The 18,774-nt window shown below is 60.6% G+C and carries 22 protein-coding genes; 7 read left to right on the top strand and 15 right to left on the bottom strand.

The window, feature by feature from the left end; all coding sequences use genetic code 11:
* Nucleotides 1-25: 25 nt before the first annotated feature.
* Together QMC81_02890 and QMC81_02885 are read right to left on the bottom strand one after the other, a co-directional pair.
* Nucleotides 26-1,324 (bottom strand): ATPase, T2SS/T4P/T4SS family, encoded by a 1,299-nt coding sequence (locus tag QMC81_02890; GenBank protein ID MDI6906424.1) that lies wholly within the window; start codon nucleotides 1,322-1,324, stop codon nucleotides 26-28.
* Nucleotides 1,325-1,386: 62 nt separating this feature from the next.
* A complete protein-coding gene (locus tag QMC81_02885) occupies nucleotides 1,387-1,875 on the bottom strand; it encodes a hypothetical protein (protein ID MDI6906423.1) in 489 nt (162 codons plus the stop codon).
* A gap of 330 nt (nucleotides 1,876-2,205) precedes the next feature.
* Here QMC81_02885 and QMC81_02880 point away from each other — a divergent pair, with 330 nt between their 5' ends.
* Nucleotides 2,206-3,060, top strand: a complete 855-nt coding sequence (locus QMC81_02880; protein MDI6906422.1) for a hypothetical protein — start codon at nucleotides 2,206-2,208, stop codon at nucleotides 3,058-3,060.
* Nucleotides 3,061-3,274: 214 nt separating this feature from the next.
* Here QMC81_02880 and QMC81_02875 read toward each other — a convergent pair whose 3' ends face one another.
* The 11 genes from QMC81_02875 to QMC81_02825 all read right to left on the bottom strand — a co-directional run bounded on the left by QMC81_02875 (nucleotide 3,275) and on the right by QMC81_02825 (nucleotide 14,376).
* Nucleotides 3,275-4,915 carry a hypothetical protein gene (locus tag QMC81_02875; protein ID MDI6906421.1) on the bottom strand — a complete coding sequence of 547 codons (1,641 nt, stop codon included), beginning with the start codon at nucleotides 4,913-4,915 and terminating at the stop codon, nucleotides 3,275-3,277.
* A 3-nt stretch (nucleotides 4,916-4,918) separates the two neighbouring features.
* Nucleotides 4,919-5,869 (bottom strand): copper amine oxidase N-terminal domain-containing protein, encoded by a 951-nt coding sequence (locus tag QMC81_02870; GenBank protein MDI6906420.1) that lies wholly within the window; start codon nucleotides 5,867-5,869, stop codon nucleotides 4,919-4,921.
* Nucleotides 5,870-5,910: 41 nt separating this feature from the next.
* Nucleotides 5,911-6,132: a type II toxin-antitoxin system HicA family toxin gene (locus QMC81_02865; protein MDI6906419.1), complete on the bottom strand. Its 222-nt coding sequence runs from the start codon at nucleotides 6,130-6,132 to the stop codon at nucleotides 5,911-5,913.
* Between the two features lie 3 nt (nucleotides 6,133-6,135).
* Nucleotides 6,136-6,561, bottom strand: coding sequence for an exoribonuclease R (locus QMC81_02860; protein MDI6906418.1), 426 nt, complete (start codon nucleotides 6,559-6,561; stop codon nucleotides 6,136-6,138).
* 149 nt (nucleotides 6,562-6,710) lie between these two features.
* Entirely contained in the window at nucleotides 6,711-7,226 is a 516-nt protein-coding gene (locus QMC81_02855) for a hypothetical protein (protein MDI6906417.1), read from the bottom strand.
* Nucleotides 7,227-7,274: 48 nt separating this feature from the next.
* Nucleotides 7,275-8,618, bottom strand: coding sequence for a hypothetical protein (locus tag QMC81_02850; protein MDI6906416.1), 1,344 nt, complete (start codon nucleotides 8,616-8,618; stop codon nucleotides 7,275-7,277).
* 13 nt (nucleotides 8,619-8,631) lie between these two features.
* Complete coding sequence (locus QMC81_02845) at nucleotides 8,632-10,593, bottom strand: ParB/RepB/Spo0J family partition protein (GenBank protein MDI6906415.1); 1,962 nt, start codon at nucleotides 10,591-10,593, stop codon at nucleotides 8,632-8,634.
* Between the two features lie 431 nt (nucleotides 10,594-11,024).
* Nucleotides 11,025-11,885, bottom strand: a complete 861-nt coding sequence (locus tag QMC81_02840) for a tyrosine-type recombinase/integrase (protein MDI6906414.1) — start codon at nucleotides 11,883-11,885, stop codon at nucleotides 11,025-11,027.
* Nucleotides 11,886-11,888: 3 nt separating this feature from the next.
* Nucleotides 11,889-12,122 (bottom strand): hypothetical protein, encoded by a 234-nt coding sequence (locus tag QMC81_02835; GenBank protein ID MDI6906413.1) that lies wholly within the window; start codon nucleotides 12,120-12,122, stop codon nucleotides 11,889-11,891.
* A gap of 377 nt (nucleotides 12,123-12,499) precedes the next feature.
* The gene (locus QMC81_02830) at nucleotides 12,500-13,672 is read right to left on the bottom strand and encodes a DUF4338 domain-containing protein (protein MDI6906412.1); all 1,173 of its coding nucleotides are present in this window, start codon (nucleotides 13,670-13,672) and stop codon (nucleotides 12,500-12,502) included.
* Between the two features lie 479 nt (nucleotides 13,673-14,151).
* Nucleotides 14,152-14,376 (bottom strand): hypothetical protein, encoded by a 225-nt coding sequence (locus QMC81_02825; GenBank protein ID MDI6906411.1) that lies wholly within the window; start codon nucleotides 14,374-14,376, stop codon nucleotides 14,152-14,154.
* 116 nt (nucleotides 14,377-14,492) lie between these two features.
* Here QMC81_02825 and QMC81_02820 point away from each other — a divergent pair, with 116 nt between their 5' ends.
* The 6 genes from QMC81_02820 to QMC81_02795 all read left to right on the top strand — a co-directional run bounded on the left by QMC81_02820 (nucleotide 14,493) and on the right by QMC81_02795 (nucleotide 17,091).
* Complete coding sequence (locus QMC81_02820; GenBank protein MDI6906410.1) at nucleotides 14,493-14,933, top strand: YvrJ family protein; 441 nt, start codon at nucleotides 14,493-14,495, stop codon at nucleotides 14,931-14,933.
* A gap of 1 nt (nucleotide 14,934) precedes the next feature.
* Nucleotides 14,935-15,525 carry a peptidoglycan recognition family protein gene (locus QMC81_02815; GenBank protein ID MDI6906409.1) on the top strand — a complete coding sequence of 197 codons (591 nt, stop codon included), beginning with the start codon at nucleotides 14,935-14,937 and terminating at the stop codon, nucleotides 15,523-15,525.
* A gap of 115 nt (nucleotides 15,526-15,640) precedes the next feature.
* Complete coding sequence (locus tag QMC81_02810; protein ID MDI6906408.1) at nucleotides 15,641-15,880, top strand: AbrB/MazE/SpoVT family DNA-binding domain-containing protein; 240 nt, start codon at nucleotides 15,641-15,643, stop codon at nucleotides 15,878-15,880.
* Complete coding sequence (locus QMC81_02805; protein MDI6906407.1) at nucleotides 15,871-16,323, top strand: PIN domain-containing protein; 453 nt, start codon at nucleotides 15,871-15,873, stop codon at nucleotides 16,321-16,323. The genes QMC81_02810 and QMC81_02805 overlap by 10 nt, the downstream gene beginning before the upstream one ends.
* Nucleotides 16,324-16,417: 94 nt before the next feature.
* Nucleotides 16,418-16,690 (top strand): AbrB/MazE/SpoVT family DNA-binding domain-containing protein, encoded by a 273-nt coding sequence (locus QMC81_02800; GenBank protein MDI6906406.1) that lies wholly within the window; start codon nucleotides 16,418-16,420, stop codon nucleotides 16,688-16,690.
* Nucleotides 16,678-17,091, top strand: a complete 414-nt coding sequence (locus QMC81_02795) for a PIN domain-containing protein (GenBank protein MDI6906405.1) — start codon at nucleotides 16,678-16,680, stop codon at nucleotides 17,089-17,091. The genes QMC81_02800 and QMC81_02795 overlap by 13 nt, the downstream gene beginning before the upstream one ends.
* Here the strand turns inward: QMC81_02795 and QMC81_02790 are convergent.
* Nucleotides 17,069-18,049: a zf-HC2 domain-containing protein gene (locus QMC81_02790; protein MDI6906404.1), complete on the bottom strand. Its 981-nt coding sequence runs from the start codon at nucleotides 18,047-18,049 to the stop codon at nucleotides 17,069-17,071. The genes QMC81_02795 and QMC81_02790 overlap by 23 nt on opposite strands.
* 59 nt (nucleotides 18,050-18,108) lie before the next feature.
* Nucleotides 18,109-18,684 carry a sigma-70 family RNA polymerase sigma factor gene (locus tag QMC81_02785; GenBank protein MDI6906403.1) on the bottom strand — a complete coding sequence of 192 codons (576 nt, stop codon included), beginning with the start codon at nucleotides 18,682-18,684 and terminating at the stop codon, nucleotides 18,109-18,111.
* Nucleotides 18,685-18,774 lie beyond the last annotated feature (90 nt).

The following is an 18,774-nucleotide window of genomic DNA, read 5'->3' as shown; positions in this document are numbered from 1 at the left end:
CCAAGAAAACAAAGACGCTCAAGCACTATACCTCCTCGTTCAGAAACTCCCGGTGCACGGCCTGGTATTCCGGCTTGATTTCGGCGCCTCGGAAAGCAAGCCTCGCCAGGCGTTCGGGGGTCACCGTCTGCCTGTAACACCAACGGCGCACCTTGCCTTTGGTCCGTAGGAACTCCTGTTCGTCAAACTCAACGATGGGGCGATAACCGTCCGAAGTGACCTCGACAATGGACATCAACGCCCTCTGGCCGGCGCTGTCTTTATCAAGGAAGATGAGGAAGTGGAACATCGACCTAATGATCTCATCAAGAAATTCCATGGGTAACTGGACCTTGCCGTTAAGCCACATGCCGTAGATGCGTGAGCGAAACTCGGGGACACCGCCGGCATGCCCTGATGTCCAGAAGCCGCAAGGAGTCGAAGCAGCTATCTGGCTGGCATCAATAGCTTCCTGGGAACGTATTTCCGCCACAATGCCGCGGTCGGGAGTGTTGCGGTTAACGGCCTTGCATATCTGGGTCATTGAGACAATGGCATCCTGACCGTAGTAGACCTCAACAAGGTTAACGCAGTTGGGCAGATGCGGCAGGGCCAATTCAAAGCTGGGTTCGGCGATTATCACGCGCTCACTGGTGTCGATAAACGCCCCCAGGCTGCGCATGACCGTCGTCTTGCCGCTGTCCGTGCGTCCCCAAATGCCGAGGTTCGCCCGGCCCTTGACGAGCAGGTCAACCATCAACCCGGCAACAAACGGCGGGAAGGCACCGTAGGCCACCAGCTTATCCAGGGGCATGGGCGGGCGCCTCAAAGGTGACTTGCGGATCGCGGCCACGGTGCCCAGAGGACTGACCTTATAGCCCATAACAGCGATGCGTGACCCATCGGGCAGCCAGGCGTCCACGATGGGCGCGTCCGCCGTGAAAGGCCGGCCCACGCTCTCGCAGATGCGCTGGCAGAACTGTCTTACCTCCTCGTCGTTCGCAAAGACGGTTTCGTTTACCTGATGGATGCGGCCGTGTTTGGCGATGAATACCCGCGGAGGCTGGTCCCTCGTCGAAGGAGGATTGATAAAAACCTCGGTGATTTCCTCGGCGGCTTCTCCGATAAAGAATGGCTTGAGGGGACCGTATCCGGTGGCCTGGCCGATGATCATGTCCACAAACCTCTGCTCCTCGACCGGCGCAATGTCGGGCCGGGATACCACCGCCTGCCGGACTAGATGCTCAAGCGCCTCCAGCGGCAGAGGCCCGCCGATAGCGTTCCTGCTCTCCCGCATGATCTGGCGGGATAAGTCTTGGACGATGCGCGCCTCCTCCAGCTTCATGTGTGCGCTCCAGTCGCGCGCGACTTCGAGAGATATGGCCGATCACTCCTTTCTTTGCTCGGTTAGTTGACTTGGCCCTCGACCGATTGCACTACGGCGAAACAGCGCATGGGGATCGACACGTACTGCTCTCCCACAACAGGGTAGGCCCCGCCGAATACAGGAACACTGATTGTTGCCACGTACCCTGGCTGCGAAGCCGTTCCGTTAGGGACGGGATCTCCCGGCTCGATGGGAACAAAACTGCCCAAGGTAATCGGCCCCGGATAAACGCTCGTACTCCCGCGCGGAACAAACGAATCATTACTGTACGTGGTACCGGTCATTTCGGCGAAAACCTCGGCGAACGCCCTCTTTGCGGCGCTCGTTCGCAGGCTTACCTGGGTCGGATCCCCGTCTTGGTTCGCTTCCCATGCCGCGTAGTTTAAGGCTTCGCCAAACCACTGGTACGTTGCGTAGGCCACCTTGTGCCCGCCGAACGACACGCTGATGGCCATGCCAAACATAAGGATGAGGAACACCAGCAGCAGAGCCAGAAAGTAGGTCGCCATGAAGCCTCGTTCGTCACGGATGTTGAAGAGCCGTATTGAAGATCACCTCCTACAAAGCACTTGAGGCCGGGGATTCCCGGCCTCATTTACGGCATCTAAACGGAATTACTGTAACACCGGACACCGGCGTTCATCAGGAAGGGCATTCACCCCCTTCACGCAAGGCTTGTACCCCCTCAGGGTTCGTCCTCGGCATTACGAGTTTAATTTCCTAAAGACCTAACTCTTTCACTTTGGTTGGCATGGCTCTCTTCAATGCCTATAGAATCCAATGGTTGATTTTGTTATAATCTACTCAATCGTAACGGAGGTCTGTGGGAGGGTATGTTTATGGAGCAGTTCAGCTTTAACACTTCACATCCAAGACTACGCAAAGCAGTCATGGGAAACAAGCCTCTGCTTAGACTCTGGCGGGATACCCAGGATGTAATTCCTAACGCACACCTTGTAATCCTCCAAATGGCACAAATACAAAGCGCCATCCGCATTGATCTTGCTCGGACTTGTTATGCAGCACTAATCATTACACCATTGTCAGCTCAGGATAAAGAAAACTTGCGTACCGATCGCAACTATGCAGCAGTAATAGCTGTTGCCGATGACTACACGCCTTCCGACATTGCTCACGAACTTGCTCATTTATTTGTCCACGGGTCTTTGGGGTTTCCATGGTTATGGGATCAGATAGGTTCTGAAAGAGTAGACCGGGAAACTTGGACTAAGAGAAACTTTTTAGCCAGGATTTGTGACGTAGCCATACATCCTACGGTAGATAAAGTTGTGGAAGACTATGGTCTCTTAACTGGTATCCGGGAGAGACTTTATGCCGACTGTAAAGATGTGATCAAGCAACATCTTCGAAACCCAAGCGACAGTCAACTGAACTGGACACTGTTGCGAGTTATTGAACTTAGGCAACGATTAACCCCCCAGCAATGGACGAAGATTCTTCTCAAATTCAGTCACAGAACGTCCTTTGAGGAATTATTGGCGCAAGAGCGCCTATGGCCGACATACCCCAGTGACTTAACCCCAGAATCAGCAACCAAGTATATTGACGAGATGATTCGCATACACGGGTTTACACTTGATAACCTCAAGTTTCAACTAGTTTCTAAGTCACCCCTGTTGGTCTCATACACTGTAAAGGGTGCAACCACACCCCTTTTCAATTCTGCACCATAGACAATCGTGTCCGGGCTTATGGAGCTAAATAATTCCTGGACCGCCAACTGAGTGGAAGACTGAATAATCTCATCCTTATCGCTGCCCAGCGCTCTGTTGCTATTGATTCTCATGATCATGAACTTCATTCTTCTCAAGCCTCCGTTTTCTGTAGAATGCTCGCTTAGAATCAAGAGGGCCGGAGCGCTTGCCCGGCCCTCTTATTTCCAGCCTGCTACAGACTGTTGACTCCCGATCCGTCTACCAAGAGCCTACCGCTTACCGTACCGCTGTCGGTGCCGCTGCCGGTCTTGGTTTCATACCATGTGTCGCAGGAACGGTGGCCGTTTGCGTCAGTGCTGCAACTCCGGTGTCTCACCTGGTATTCGTAGGTGTAATGTACCGTGTACGTGGCCGTGATTGGGTAATAGGTTTCGCCGGGAACCTCGCCCTCATCAACCAGCTCACCGTCTCCGTCGATGTACCGCGCGTAGACCGGGGCTCCGTTCAGGCTCCAGTCCTCCTGGAACTTCGCTGTCGCTGTATGACCCTGCGGCGTCATGTTGATCGTCTTCGTACCCTGCGGCGGCCAGGGTGACCCAAACGTAAACCACGGGTGCTTCTTGGGGTAGGTCAGCTTGGCCGAGGTGATGCTCCAGGACTTCAATGTCCCCTTCGGCGGCGTCGGCGCCGGCACGGTCAGCGTGGCCGTTACCCAGTCGGTCCACTTGGCCGTCCCCGGCGGACGGGTGTACTTGCCGCTCTGGCTGACCGCGGTGAAAGTCAGGGAGCCCGGCCCGCTCGGCGGCGGCGGGCCGATCACGGAGAGCCGGACCTCGACGATGTTGTCGCTCTCATCGGTCTCCGCGTAGTTATCCGGCAACGGCGGGGTGTCGATGACGCCTTTAAGTGTCGCTTCGCCCGTCCCCGGAGCCGTCCAGGTGAAGTTAAAGGTCTTCTCTTCGCCCGGCGCGAAGTCGGCGCTGGTGACGGTATTGCCGGCGTCGTCCTTCAGGTATCCCCGGAAGGCGCCATTGTAGAAGGCTACCGGCACGTCCTCAAGGGGCATGTCCGAGGCGTTGTAGAAGGTGACGGTGCCGGTGTACTTTTGGCCGGGTTCCGGCTCGTCCACGCCCGGGTCGATGTCCACCGCGATGAGGTTGACCTCGGGTTTGGGGATGCCGTACCAGGCCACGATGGCCGGGAAGTAGACCCGCCAGCCCTCCAGGGCTTTGTTGGTCCTGATCTTGTCCAGGTCCGTCTTGCTGGCGAACCGCAGGTCGATCTTGTCCCACTCGCCGTTTTTCAGCCAGTCCTTGGTGCTCTTAGCCTTGTCTTCAGGTCCTCTCGGGGCCGACTTCGGGTCGGCTGGGTTCAGCTTCGCGGGATAGTCGATGGTCCACTTAACCACCGTTGCCCCGGTTTGGGGATCGAAGCTCTTGATCTCCGCCCGCGGGTTGTTGGGCATGGTACGGTAGTGCTCCCAGTAATAGCCTTCTTTCTTGCCAAGAACTACCCAGGGCATGTCGTAGCGCTTGCCGGCGTCGTTGTATTCCGCCTCGCCAAAGGGGTAGACGTACTTGACCTCGGCGCGGGTCAGTTCGTATCGCCGCAGGAGGTCCTTGAGTCCCCGGCTGCCCTCGGCCCAGCCTGACGGATACACCACCAGGGAATCGACGCTCAGGTTCTTGCTGCCTGGGCCGGTGTTGTTGGTCCATTTGCCGTTTGCGCCCCAGATGTCCCAGTAGCCTTCGAAGATAAACTTGCCGACGACGACTTCTTCAGCCAGGGTTTGTTCGGGGGAAGCGAAGGCCGCCCCCCAGGGGACGGCCGTCAGGATCATCAGGAGAGTTAAGAGCCAGGCCAGTTTTCTCACGGCTTACATCCTCCCTTTCGCCGGGTTGGGCAAGATTAGAATGTAGCTGTTATACCCGTCAATGCCCTCAACCCACACCTCGTCCGCGGTCTGGAGGGTGTCCACCGTGATGAAGTACTTCTGCGTCCAGTGGGTCTCCCCGCCATTGTGGAGATCGTCGCCGGAGAACTCCACGATCTTACCGTCCTTGGCGAACATCAAGCTGGCCTCTTTGGCGCCCGGATTGGACTGCTCGACGTAGAAGCGGCCGTCGGGAATCGGGGGCTCCGGCCCGGCGAAGCTCAGCTTGTAGACGGTGGTCGAACCGACCTTGATCGGCAAATCGGACAGGTCGGCCACCATGTAGTCGGCCCGGGACAGGGAGCCGCTCTTAACATACGGGTCGTTCGGGTACCTGTCCTTGAGGCTGCCCTCAGCCTCGAACTCCTTGACCTCCCCCGGCGGCTCGGGCACCGGCTCGATCACCGCCGGCGGCTCGGCACCCGGCGGGTAGATGAGCACCGCATTCTTCGTGGCCACCCAGTCCACCTTGTAGCCGAACCCGTCCTGGGCCACCCACCGCGCCGGGAGATAGGTCCGCCCGTTACGGGCCAGGACGGTTACGTCCATGGTCTTGGCCTCGTTGTTGATCTTGAGGTCGCGCTTGCCGACCCAGAGCTTGACCACGGTGTCCCCGATCACGCTGTCCGGCATGGTCAGCGTGACCTGCCCGTTTGCGTAGCCGATCTTGTCTTGCGGGACGCCGCAGGCCAGGGCCAGGTAGCGCACCGGGACGTAAGTACGACCGTTCTCCGCGAAGGTCACGGCGTCCATCGTCTTCATCTGACCATCCACCGTGTAGGTCTTCTCGTTGAGCACAAACACCGCGCTATGGCTCGGCGGCCCGGCCAGCGCCGGCAGGGCCGGGGCCAGGATGAAGACCAGGGCCAGAATGCTGGTAAACCATTTACGCACGACTTTGCACCTCCTAAAGAGAATCCGAAAAGAGAATCCGATTAGAGATTTCTGTAGAACTCATCTTCGGTAACCTGCAATTGTTTAAGGATCTTCCGCCATAAGTGACCGGGAATTTCTTTGCCCACCGAATGGCTGACCCTGGTCCGGAGAACGATCCCGTTGGACAGTACCTTCTCATAGTACCAATGGTCGGTGTTGCGGATCAGGTACCAACCGTTCTTTTCGCAGAATTTCTTCAATTGCCCGAAGGTTGGCGGCATGTGCTACAGCTCCAGCAGGGACCGAATCTGCTTGTCGTCATCGCAGAGCCAGACGCGCAGGACGAAGGGGAAATGGCCCCGCCTGTTCGGCGCGTTAAGGTACAACTGTGAGCGGTTAAAGTAGTCCTCCGCGTAGATCTTAAGCTCCTCCACCAACCGGTCAACGGCTTCCCCAAAGGTGGGCGCGTTGACGGCTATGTCGAGCACATCAAGGGCCATAGTAATGGAGCCGTCCTCTTCCCGCAAGACTTCGGGCTTCAATGTGTAGGCTTTCAGGATATCCTGCTGCAGGTCCCGGCGTACCAGCAGGACCTCTTCGGTCTGACGCCGCCTGACCAGGGCCGGAAGGAAACGATGCCACACCCCATCGAAAAGCTCAGTAAAAGACTTGCGCGCGGAGCTGAAAGTCATCTCCATCAGCATGCTCATAACCCCCTTCACCTCCCAGCATAGCACAATGTGTACAAGATGTACATACATATTTATGCTATGCTGGGTCCTTGGGGTTTATGCGAGACGAGGATCGGCAGCCGAGGGACAAGTTCACACCGGCAGGCATCACCCCCTTTGCAAAACGATTAAATGAAAACCGTTTCCCGTGCTAAACCTTGTTCCAGATTGTTCATTACCAGCGGGACTGCTTGATTCAACACGATTACAACTACCGAGGCGACGCCCAGAACACGCGAGCGCCTCAGCCAACGCAAGGCGCCTACGGCAGAGCGCATGTCCCGCCACGCTTCGGGATGATATAAAGCAATGCTGCCTTGAAAAGGATACGGTACACACGGTGCGCATCCGGTGGTTTCCATCATCGCCTCCATTTCCTCTATCAGTTCGTCAATGGACGCACAGCCCCGCCCTTCCGACTCCAGAAAAGCGAAACCGCCGCGCTCTACGGTTTCAAACAAGGGCACTTGCAACAGACGCGCCGCACGGGTCAGTTCCCGCCTGAGCAAATTGACCGTTTGGACAGCCAACTCTTCTGATACGACAACGGCCAAGCGATGGGTAAGCCGTCCAAAGGTGGTTACTACCTTCCCCCGAAGCAGGCGCATTGTTGTGTCCGCCAACTGCAGGTGGATGTAGTCCAAATCCCGACCGCTTGACGTGCGCGACATAGTCCCGGAATCACCCACTTTCTATATCCCCGTAAGGACCTTCTCCCATAGGCTCCGGCCGTCCTCCGTTGCGGCATATGGGTTTCTCTGTGCCGCGGCGGCCAGGTAACCGGCATCGTCCCTTGGCACAACGATCCGCTCGATTCCCGGCCAGACCGGTTCTCTCTTCCCGTTACCCAGGGTCCACAGGACCTCGATGATCTTACTGTCAACCCCTACCCGCCGAAGCTCCGAAATCTGCTGTGTTACCACCTCCGCTTCCTGGGGAGCATCAGTGGTGGGGATCAGGATCACATCGGCGGCCTTGAGCGCGCCGTAGGAACAGGGCAACTCAAAACATGCGGCGGCGTTGAGGATGGTCAGGGCAGGCCGCGAAGCATCCCGGCCGGCAACCGCCTCAATAGCTCTCTCGATGGTGCCCAACTCGAAATCCGGTGTGCCGATGTTGCCCAGCTTGTTGCCGGCGGGCAGGTACTTGATCCCCCAACCGTACTCCTGAAGCATCTTCGGCACTACCTCTACCGGCAGGGCCTCGCCGAAGGTCATCAACCCGACGCCGTGCGTAAGGTTTCCTTTCCGGCGTTCCACGGTAGTCTGTTGAATCCCGAACCAGATGTCCAGTTCGGGACACACCAGGTCCAGGTTCACCAGGGCGACATCGTATCCGCCCCGCGCCGCGGCCGCGGCCAGGTTCAGCGCCGTGCATGTTTTGCATACCCCCGAAGGGTTCCAGACCGTAAGGACAGAATGGAATTGTGACTCAGTACAGGGTTCATCGTCACCGTCCTCTGGCAGTTCCCTCGATCCGATGTCCGGTGGCGCCTCGACAACCGGCTGGGCAGATCTTTCATTGCCGCGCCGCTTCCGGAATAGGTTGCCGAAAACGCCTTCGGTGTGCGCCGCAATCCTCGATGGTTTCTGCTCGGTGGGTGTCGCAGCGATCCCAGGCTTCCGTTCCCTCCTGTCCGGCGCCTCCGGCTCGACCCGTGGCAGTGCAAGGCCCCGCAGGGCGTCCGCAGCCTCTTCGGCCCGGGCCGGGTTCTCCACACGATGCAGGACCTCCGCCGGCGCCGCGGGCATGAACACGAAGTCCCGCACCCCCAGGGCCGCGGCGTAAGGTACCAGCTCGCTGGTCTTGTCCGCGAGCAAGACCACGCGGGCCAGCGGCACCAAGGTCTTCAAGGCGTCCATATGGCTGACGGACTGGACCTGCACAGCATCAGCATTGAAAAGGATCACGTCCGCCCAGCCCTCGGCCATCCGCGCCGCCAGGTCGGTCGAGATGCAGTCCTTCGTCTCGTGCCCTGCGCTGCGCAGGTAGTTGCTCAGAACCTCGGGTGACGATGAGACGATCAGTAAGCGCACTCAGCCACCCCCCTTACTGCGCGCGGGTCATTTCGCGTGAAATAACATCCGCCGGTGCCTCCGCCGGCGGCAGGTTGTGCTCCATCGCCCAGGCGTCGAGGTTCTGCTGAGCAACCTCGCGCGAAGGGACCATCGGCATTTGGGGTGACTTCACGCGGCGCAACCCGCCCCTGAGGGACCGGAAGAAGGTGCCGTACCCCGATTCGCCCAGGCCCGCGTGGACGAACACCACCTGGCCGTCGGGCAGCTTGTAAGCCCTCGCTTCCACGGCCGCCTCACCCGGCGTGGCCGATAGCTCCGGAGATGGTCCCGCCTCCGCTGGCGGCAGCGCCTCGATGAGGCGTTGCCAGCGCGCCCAGATTTCTTTCCTCATCGTCGTGCCGGCGTGCCCGACCACAAAGATGGTCCGCGACGCCGTCTTGATGGCCACCAGTTGGCGCAGGTAGCGCTGGCCCCCGCTTTGCCGGACCTGCACCTTATAAAACACCGGCATCGTCGGCACAACGTCCTTGACCGACCCGTGATCGTGCTGAAGAGTGAGAGCCCCCTCGCCCTCGGCAACTGTCAATGCGGGGTACTTCTGACTTCCCATTGTCTCCTCGGATCCGCGAAACTCTATGCCCTGGTCCGGGATGAGAATCCGCACGTTGCCGAGCTGCGGGGGCATGTTCGTGGCGTCCTTACAGACATCGTTCTTAGTGGCAAAGTAACGAAGCAGAAGATCAATGGGTAACAAGCTTTCCTTCTCAAGAAGCGGCGTAGCGAGGTCGAACCACGTGGGCCGCTCTACGGTATCCCAGACCGTTCGCGCCGCAGCTATCAGGTCGTTGCACTCCGTCATATCCCCGCCGATCGCGGCCGCCGCGTCAGACAGCGTTTGCACCTCTTTCTCGGTCTTCGCCCGGGTAGCCGCCGCCCTGTTCCGGGCCGCCGCAGCCTGCTGTTCCTCGATGCAGCCGGGGTCCAGGCAGACATCAACAGCCTCATCTCCGTAGTCAAGAACGGTAAGTCGCTTTTCGCACTCCCGGCATTTGTTCAGTTCCACGTCGGCCGGCGGCGGATTCAAGCGGCGGTAGCTATCCGTGGGCAGATCGCGGATATGCTTCATCCCGCCCCCGGCCGCGACGCTCTTCGCCTTTTCCGATTGTTCCAGCCGCTGTTGCTTCTTGGCTTCGGCCTGTTTCTTCTCCCAGCAACTCGGCCTAATGCAGTAGGGCCTTTTTTTATCATCGTGGTAGCTGGCCTCCACCATGGCATCGCAGCCACGGCATGCGCTCGTGTCGAACTCTGCCCCCTGATCCCCACCCCACCCGTCCTTGAAGAGCTGCCGGGAGAAACGCCGGCGTCCGAAGTAGAGCGCGCCTCTTATCCATTCATCCAGTTGACGCACGGACCAACTCTGCCGTATCGCTTCGTCGGCCATCTCCCGGACAAACTTTGGCGCCGCCTTGATAAACAACAAGGCACGGCCGTGGGCCGCCGTAAGCCGCCCGGTGGAGATGTGCTCCCGCACGTCGTCCGGCAGATCCAGCAGACGGATACGGTTCGCGATATGTGCTTGGGAAAACCCCAGTTTTTCCCCCAACCGATCCTGCGTCCATCCGTGATCCTGAATGAGCTTCTTGAAGGCCTGTGCCTCCTCCAAAGGATCCAGGTCCCGGCGCTGCAAGTTTTCGATGAGGGCGGCCTGGGCTTCTTCTTCGCTCGAAAACATCCGGACGATTGCCGGGATGGTGGTCCATCCAGCCAGCCGGGCAGCGCGCCATCGCCGCTCACCCGCCACCAGTCGGTACCGGCCGGTATCATCGGGGGTGACAACCACCGGCTGGATCAGCCCCACCTGGCGGATGGTCGCCGCCAGTTCGGCGAGGGCGTCTTCGTCAAACTTGCGCCGGGGGTTGTTCGGATTAGGGGATATCACGTCAACACTCAATTCTTCAAAGCGAACGCTCCTGGGTTCAGCCAGTCCGGTCATGTCAGGCACCTCCCTGGGGCAGGTTGTTCCAAAAAAGAAGCCCGGGCTGTTACCCTGCCCGGGCGGGGAGCTGCTTCCGCCACCGCCACCGCTCCCCCGTGTGGCGGCTTCCTGTCAAAATACAAGACGGACCGGGCAAAAGCCCGGTCCGGTGTCATAGATGGGCTTGGTAATGGTCTGTCCAAGGACCGCCAAAAGGCATTTGGCTCCACGTCTTCCCGTCAAGTATACGGCCGGCGCGGGTCCTGCGTACGCCACCCCACTGCTTGAAAAAACCGGACCGGGGCAGGCATAACCATCACCGACACCACATGTCTCAAACGGCAGCGTAACCGCTACGTGCCCACGCCCACCCATCTACAACCCCCCAGTTATATCACTTATTCCGTGGGCCGCGCCGACTGGCATCTCAGCTATATCCCGCCGCCGCGTCACTCCCACGCCAGCTTCTCGACTGCCCGCTCCAGGTCCTCAATCCCCGGCCTGGTGTACCTGGCCGTGGTATTCAGGTTCCCGTGCCCGGCCAGGGCCGCCACGCGGTCGAGGCTTTCCCCTGCGTCCACCAGCATCTTGCAGAAGGTGTGCCGTAGCCGGTGGGGCGTCACCTCCAGGCCCGCCAGCCGGCCCAGCCTGGTCAGCATCTTCTCCGCTGCCCTCCTGGTCATGTGGCCGCCCCTTCCGGGGAAGAGCCATTCGCCACCCAGCCCCGCCACGTATTCGGCCAGGACGCGCCGCACCGTAGCGTTCAGCGGGACCTCCCGGTACTTATCGCCCTTGCCGCGTCGGACCACGACGTGACCGCTCCTCTCCCTGATCGTTACGTCCTCCACGCGCAGGGCCACGGCCTCTGACACCCGCAGGCCGGTGTGCAGGAGAAGCGTAACCAGGGCCTGATCCCTCTTGCTCCCGTACTTCTGCGCCGCCCGCACTACGGCCCCTACCTCCCGGCGGGTCAGCCACCTGGGTGCACTCCTTTCCTCGGGCGCCCGCCGCACACCTTCCGTCGGGTCGGCCTGGACCAAGCCCGTGTCCCTGGCCCAGGAAAAAAAAGCCCCGATGGCGTCGAGGGCGTTGTTTACCGTGGATGGCTTCCTGTTCCGGTCCTGCAGGTGGCGCCGATAGTCGGCCACGTCCAAGGGCGTGACCACAGTCAGGTCGCAATCACCGTAGGTCCCCTCAACCCAGGACAGGAACCGGCGCACGTGCCCCACGTAGATGTCTACCGTGCCCAGGGAAAGCCCCCGGCCCAGCAGGTAGTCTGCAAAACGGGTCACATCCTTCGCGGCGAACACCGATCACATCCCTTCTTCGAGGCGCGGCAGCGAGAAAACATCTGCATCGGCGTCCCCCATCTGCTCCGGCGTGAGAAGCACCACCGGACGGCCGGCGGCCCGTCGCCGCTCCAACTCCGCTCGCATCTCGGCCTCATCCCGGCTACCCGTCAGCGGCACCAAAACCCTGGTCACTCGGTTACACCCGTTGCAGTCCACGAAGTCCGCCTGCTGCCACTCCGCGATCATCCACCACATTCCCAAGACTCCTTTCCCTCCTTTTCGCAATCTCCCTTCACCTTTTGCGAACTAAAAAACCGGGCTTAGCATCCTGCTTTGCCCGGCCTTTTGCGCCGTTCTTGCGGTAAGGCGTACACAAAAGGAGCATTTTGTATACTACCCGTCGGTTCCCCTGCACCGGACATACCGCAACCGAAATCCCCGCTCATACCGCAAGCACTGTCCATTACTGTCAATATCATCCTTATACCGTCTAATCACGCACCACGGCCTCAGCTTATGAAACGCGCGAACATGAGCCTACCTACACAACACTCCGTCACGTTTACAACCTAACTCTTCTTGTACCAACAGCATCTCATGCCGCCTCACTCCTGCTCGCTCCTTACTCGCCATCACAAATCCTCTCCTCTCCCGCTGCTCTGCAGGACCTCTCCCGCCTTCCGTCCCCAGAGGCGCCAGGACTCCGGGTTGAAGTCTCGATAGCGCTGGTTGCGTTCGGCCCGGAGCAGGAGCCAGCGTTTGCGGAACGAGCGGAAAAGGTCCTCCACAGACTGATCGAGCCAGCGGACCTTGGAGTGCTTCCCCTGGAGGAACTCCCGCGCGTTGTGGGCCAGGGGAACGACGAAAACCTCGCGGCGGATGCCGTGGTAGAGTAAGTCTTGGGATAGGCCGAGGTCCACCAGGCATTTCTTGACAATCTCGCGGCGGTTTCGGAAGCCGTTCCCCCACTTTTCGTTCTTGGCCGTGGGCTGACAGAACTGCATGGCGTAGTCGGAGATGGCCCTATACAGACCGTTGGAGAAGTGGAATTCCCCGGAGCCGCGGGTAAAGCCTACGCTGTGGTAGAGCAAGCGGCCATCATAGGTCACCCGGTTGTAAAGGGACGACCGGCCCAGGGCCGAGGTGGTCGTCACGAGAACGAGCCGCGCGTCCAGGGGTCGGCCCCGAATGAACGATAAGCGCTTCTTGGAGTACTTGCGCATGAAAGCCTTTTTGATCTCATTGCTGGCCACCAGCATGGCCACCAGTTTGCCGCAAAGCAGAAACGAGTACGGCGGAACAGCGCCGAGGACAAAGGCATCCATCACGTGGTGCAGGCGCTCTTTTCGCGCCTCGGCATCCCAGCCGATCCACCTGTCCCGCGCGCCCAAGGCGAAGACTGGGTCACCCAGGCCAATAAGTCCGATCAACTTGTCATTCTGCTCGTCGACAACAAGGAAACGGAGCCGCCGCCCGTACCCCGACGAAACCGGGATGCTCCAGTGGAGCGATGCATACCGGAAGAGGAGTTCGTCATCCGTCCCTGCCTGCACTTCTACCAGGCGAGGGGAAATGCGCTCCGGTACGACATCTGCCCCGGCTGCAATCCGCTGGAGCAGGTGGTCCTCGTGGCGCTTCAACGCTCGGCGAGCACGGTCCACGCGGTGGGCCACCGCTGCAGCGTGAAGTCTGCGTATCCCCTGCTTATCGAGCTGGGGCGGCAGGAGGATACGGTGACCGTCGATAATGAAGCCCTGATGCTCAAGCGAGTGGATGATCAGCTCCTTTAGTACTTCGGTAGTCATGGCACCCTCCTGTGGCATTTGACCGGCCTAAACGTGGCTGGCCCATCAAAAGCACTTTTGGCTCTTCGATCAGCCCACCGTTGGTACACCAGGCATCGCTTCGTGCAGGCCTCGAAGAAGCGAGGACACCTCTGAGCACAATGCACACAGCACAGCATGACTGGGCACCGAGTATGACTCCAGGACTCACCGGGATTCAGCATCGGCAGGCCCCAGTCCTTACAGTCGCCTGCCAAGCCGGCCTCATCCCAACGGAGTTCATAGCGATAGCACTTTGGTATGTGCCCAGCCTTAGCCGCCTCTTCGATTACGGCCATTTCAAAGACGGTGTTGTCCGGGTACTTTAGGCCCACCACGCGAGCAATTCGAGTTGCCCTATCAACCACACCCGGAAACATCTTCGCCATCTCCAGAATCTTGCGCGGCACTTCGAAGCGGCGCAGAACTTCCAGTTCATCCATCTTAGTCGCCATCCTTTTTCAAACCTCTTCAGGAGAACTGCTGAATACTCTGCCGAGAGACATCTTGTTGGCTTCCGCGTACTGATCGGCCCAGGCCTTCTTTTTGGCCGTCAGAACCAGTCTTCCACGGTAAAACACGCCGGACCCCTTTTCAAGAGCCCTAACCTCAATGGGTATTGAGGCCGCCATCTTTTCAATGTCACACGCTATTGCACCGTCTCTGGCCATCGCTTTCTTCTTCATTTTTTCACTCACTCCTTATAAGACATAAGACAAGAGAAAACCGCGTGTTTTTATCACGCGGTAAATTACTGTGAAGCCTACTGTAGTTGGAATTCGGTTATGAGGAGGTTTGGTGCTTGTCAGAAAAGACAGGCATCTCCGCCTATAGAAGATACGTCCGCATCGGCTTTCCGATGGTCGTGGCGGGCTACCTGCTGGTGCGGCTGGAGCCGCTGATCCGCAGCCTGGACCGCTCGGTGGCGGTGCTGACGGCGGTGATCGAGCGGCAGTGCGGGTGCCGGCCGGAGGAGCCGCCCGGCGGGGGGACGGGAAGTGTCCCGGCGGCCGGGACGGCGGGGTGGCCGCTGGTGCTGGACGGTCGTCAGGCGTCGGGCGCCGGGGGTCGGGATGATGACGAGGCGCCGGGGCCGGGGCCGGTTCTGTATGCCGGCGGTCCGGAGGCGGAAACAGGGGCGAACGACGGTCCGGCCGCCGGTGTACTGCGGGCGCAGGCGGAACTGCGCCCCCGCGCCTTCCACGAGGCAGCCCTGTGCGGCGGGGCGCGGGAGGTGGTGTAGGGTGCCGTGGACGCACATCCTGGTCCACCACTCGGGGGCCGAGGAGGCCAATGCCGCGCGGATCCGCGCCTACCACAAAAGCCTGGGCTGGCGCGACGTGGGCTACCACTACCTGATCGAGCGGGACGGCCGGGTGGTCAACGGGCGGCCCCCGACGATGCGCGGCGCGCACTGCGTGGCCGGCAATATGAACCGGAAGGCCCTGGGTATCTGCCTTATCGGCAATATGGAGAACCACCCGCCGACGCCGGCGCAGTGGGAGTCGCTGGTAGGGCTGGTGCGCCGTCTGGCGGCCGAGCACCGCGTCCCGGTGACGAACGTCCTGGGGCACGGGGAGGTGCCCGGCGCGGCCACGGCCTGCCCGGGGCGGCACACCGATATGGCGGCGCTGCGGCGGGAACTGGACGGTCGTCAGTCGTCTGGCGTCGGGCGTCAGGCGTCGGACGACGGTGGTCGGGAGGAGGCCGGCGCGGAGCGGACGGCGGTGGTCTACCGGGTGCAGGTCGGGGCCTACGAGCGGCCCGAGGCGGCGGCCGCGGTGGCGGCGGAGCTGGAGTCGCTGGGGTACGAGGCGTGGGTGCGGCGGGATTAAGAGACCCCGTCCCGTGAAAGGGACGGGGTTATTCTATGGAGGGCCGATTTTTATTGACGGGGTTAGTAAGGAAACCTACAATAAAGTAAAGACTATATGTGGGAGGTAAAGCAATATGGCTATCGTAAAGTTGTCCAGCAAGCGTCAGCTTACCCTTCCCGCGAAATTATGCCGTGAACTGGGCCTGCAGGCCGGTGACCGGTTGGTTATCGAAAGAAAGGGTGACCAGATTACCTTCACCCGGCTCCCGAAGGACTTCGCCGGTTTTCTCAAAGGCTCGGCAAGAGGCGCCTACGGCCGTACCCCCGGGGAAATCGACGAGTATGTGCGAAAGGAACGGGAAACGTGGGATTAGACAGCTTCCTGAACGCCGTTGGGAGTCATCGGAAGGTGCTGGCCGATACCAATGTGGTCATCTATTTGCTGGAAGGCACGGCCTTTTTCGGGAAGGCGATGGAAAAGCTTTTCGGCCTGGTTGAGGCCGGTGAGATGAAGGGTTATCTCTCGGTGATCACGATTACGGAGTTGCTGGTCAAGCCGATCAGGGATAAGAATCTTGAACTCCGGGGGAAGATTGACCTGTTTCTCGATTACTTTCCCAACCTGGAAGTGCTGGATGTGACCCGGGAGATCGCCGCCAGGGCGGCTGAGGTCCGCGCCGCCACCAATCTGAGAGTACCCGACGCCATCCTCATCGCCACCGCCGCCGTTCACGGGTGCGCCATGGTCGGCAATGACTCGGCATTTGCCAAAAAGGACCTGGGGATACCCTACATTTATCTCGGGGGCTGTTTATAAGGCCAAACCCAGCCTGGTTTTGCAGATTGACGGAAGGCACCCGAGTGGTTATACTCGTGGTAAGGAATTCTTACCTGGAGTAAGGAGAGGAATTATGAGTTACGGAATCGTGCGCCTGACGTCGAAGGGCCAGATGACCCTCCCCGTCAGTATTCGCCGGCAACTGAACCTCAAAGACGGAGATAAGCTGGTAGTAACGGTGGAAGGAAACGCCATCCGCCTGCAGAAGCTGGAGCCGGTTCGTCCGTTGGACGAGAACGACCCCATATGGAAGCTTATCGGCATTGGTGAAAGCGGGTTGGGAAACGTCGCTGAGAACCACGACCGCTACCTGGCGGAGGAGGAAATCAATCGTTGGCGGCCGTAATGGTCGATACGAGTGCGGTCTTTGCGCTCCTGGACCGGTCCGACAATAACCACCGGCAGGCGGTCCGCATATTGCAGCGCCTGGCCAAGAAAAAGGAAGGCGTTTTACTGACAAATTATATTGTCGCTGAAACACATGCGCTTATCCTCGCCCGTTTGGGCGCCGACCTGGCCCGCTCCTGGCTCCAAAGCCTGCGTTGGCCGGTCGAACGGGTTTCCGCTGTCGATGAAGACCGTGCCCGGGCGATCATCCTCACCTTTACGGATAAAGAATTCTCGTATACCGATGCAACAACTTTTGCGGTAATGGAACGCATGCAACTGGAATACGCCTTCTCCTTCGACCGCCACTTTAAGCAGTTCGGAATTAAGCTTCTACTTACTCCGCCAGCCAGAGGGTGATGACGTGGAGGCTGGACTTAACGTCCCAGTCTTTGAGTTGCTTTTCCAGGGAGGCCATGGTGGCCTCGATCTGGGCCCGCTGCTCGGGGTCTTCCGTCCCCGCGAGTTGGGCTTCAAGGGCCTGGTAGCGCTCCAGGGCGGCGGTGAAGTCGGCGGTGATGTCCCGCCTGTCGGTCTCGCGCACCTCGGCGCTGCCCAGCGCGGCCAGGCGGTCGGCGAGGGCCGGGGCTTTGGCGGCCGGGGCGGTGATCTCCAGGACGTCCGCGCTGTCGCGGCAGGCGGCGCCGGCCTCCTTCGCCAGGGCGAGGGCCTCTTCCCGGGCGGCGGCGGGGTCGGCGACGCGCACCTTCAGCAGGGTGGTGGTGACGGCCCGCGGCTTGCTTGTGAAGACGGCCGCCGTATCACGGGGTTGGGCGTTGTCACCGGGTGAGCTGGTTCGCCCATTCGGCTTTACGGTGTCGGCGTCACCCGTCGCGCCGGGGGTGCTGCTGTCCGGCGCGGGGCCCGGTCCCGGCGCGGTGACATCCGGGTTATCCGGGGCCGGGTTGTCGGGGCTGACGACGTGCGGGACCGCCGGGCCGTTCCGGCCCGGGTCGTTATGGGCCACCGGGACGCGGGATCCAAGCTGGCCGCCCCACAGGCCCCAGGAACCGGCGAAGATCATGGCGGCCGCGGCGGCCGCGGCCAGGCCCTTGGTCCAGCCAACCGGCCACCAGGCGCGGCGCGCCGGCTTTTCGGCGGCGATGCGGGCCATGACCCCGGAGGCGAACCCGGCGGGCGCCACCGGGGCGGGCCCGGTGTCACGCAGGGCCAGCGCGGCGGCATCCCACTCGGCCAGCGCGGCGCGGCAGGAGGCGCAGGCCGCGCAGTGCTCGCGCACCCGGGCGGCCTCGTTTGCGGCCAGTTCCCCGTCTAGGTAGGGGGAGAAAAGTTGTGCGACCTTCGCGCAGTCTCTCATCGGTAACCACTCCGGCTTCCGGAGGCCGTTTCGCCGGTCCCCGTGAATGTGCTTCTGGATTAAGTTTTTGTTGTCAGCATATGTGCCAGTTTGTCTTTCAGGGCCTGGCGGGCCCGGTTCAAACGCGATTTCACGGTGCCCAGGGAGCAGTCCATCACCCGCGCGATCTCGTCGTAGTTGTAGCCCTGCATCTCGCGCAACACCAGGACCGCCCGGTGTTCGCGGGACAGGTCCCGCAGGGCGGCCTGTACGGCCTGCCGGAACTCGGCCCGCTCGGCCAGTTCCGCCGGGTCTTCCTCGGCGGTCGCCGCCACCACGCGCTGTACCTCGCCGTCCGCGGTCTGGACCGGCGCGTCCAGCGAGACGGACGGCCGCTCCCGGCGACGGGCGTTGATCCAGAGGTTGACGGTGATGCGGTGCAGCCAGGTACCGAAGTCGGCCTGGTTGCGGAAACCCTTGAGGCCCGTATAGGCCTTGACAAACGTCTCCTGCGCCAGGTCCTGGGCGTCGGCGCCGTTGCCGGTGAGCCGGTAGCTCAGGGCGTAGACCCGGTCCTGGTAGAGAGTCACCAGTTCCTCGAAGGCGCCGGTGTCCCCGTCCTGCGATTTTTGCACGAGCAGCCTGACTCTGTCCAAGGGAGGGTGGGCCTCCACTTCTCCGGCTGCCGGTTTACCCTTTAGACACGAATGCCTGGTTAAATGTTCCGGCCCCGGGAGTGAAATTTG

The organism is Thermoanaerobacterales bacterium (genome assembly GCA_030019475.1).
GTDB lineage: Bacteria > Bacillota > Desulfotomaculia > Desulfotomaculales > JASEER01 > JASEER01.
The sequence above is the reverse complement of the archived record's forward strand: the minus strand, read 5'-3'. Positions and strand labels throughout refer to the sequence as shown.

Coding starts and splice junctions, on each gene's coding strand:
- QMC81_02890 (MDI6906424.1), bottom strand. CDS start 1,324: ATGAAGCTGGAGGAGGCGCGCATCGTCCAAGACTTATCCCGCCAGATC.
- QMC81_02885 (MDI6906423.1), bottom strand. CDS start 1,875: ATGGCGACCTACTTTCTGGCTCTGCTGCTGGTGTTCCTCATCCTTATG.
- QMC81_02880 (MDI6906422.1), top strand. CDS start 2,206: ATGGAGCAGTTCAGCTTTAACACTTCACATCCAAGACTACGCAAAGCA.
- QMC81_02865 (MDI6906419.1), bottom strand. CDS start 6,132: ATGCCGCCAACCTTCGGGCAATTGAAGAAATTCTGCGAAAAGAACGGT.
- QMC81_02860 (MDI6906418.1), bottom strand. CDS start 6,561: ATGAGCATGCTGATGGAGATGACTTTCAGCTCCGCGCGCAAGTCTTTT.
- QMC81_02845 (MDI6906415.1), bottom strand. CDS start 10,593: ATGACCGGACTGGCTGAACCCAGGAGCGTTCGCTTTGAAGAATTGAGT.
- QMC81_02835 (MDI6906413.1), bottom strand. CDS start 12,122: ATGTGGTGGATGATCGCGGAGTGGCAGCAGGCGGACTTCGTGGACTGC.
- QMC81_02830 (MDI6906412.1), bottom strand. CDS start 13,672: ATGACTACCGAAGTACTAAAGGAGCTGATCATCCACTCGCTTGAGCAT.
- QMC81_02825 (MDI6906411.1), bottom strand. CDS start 14,376: ATGAAGAAGAAAGCGATGGCCAGAGACGGTGCAATAGCGTGTGACATT.
- QMC81_02810 (MDI6906408.1), top strand. CDS start 15,641: ATGGCTATCGTAAAGTTGTCCAGCAAGCGTCAGCTTACCCTTCCCGCG.
- QMC81_02800 (MDI6906406.1), top strand. CDS start 16,418: ATGAGTTACGGAATCGTGCGCCTGACGTCGAAGGGCCAGATGACCCTC.
- QMC81_02790 (MDI6906404.1), bottom strand. CDS start 18,049: ATGAGAGACTGCGCGAAGGTCGCACAACTTTTCTCCCCCTACCTAGAC.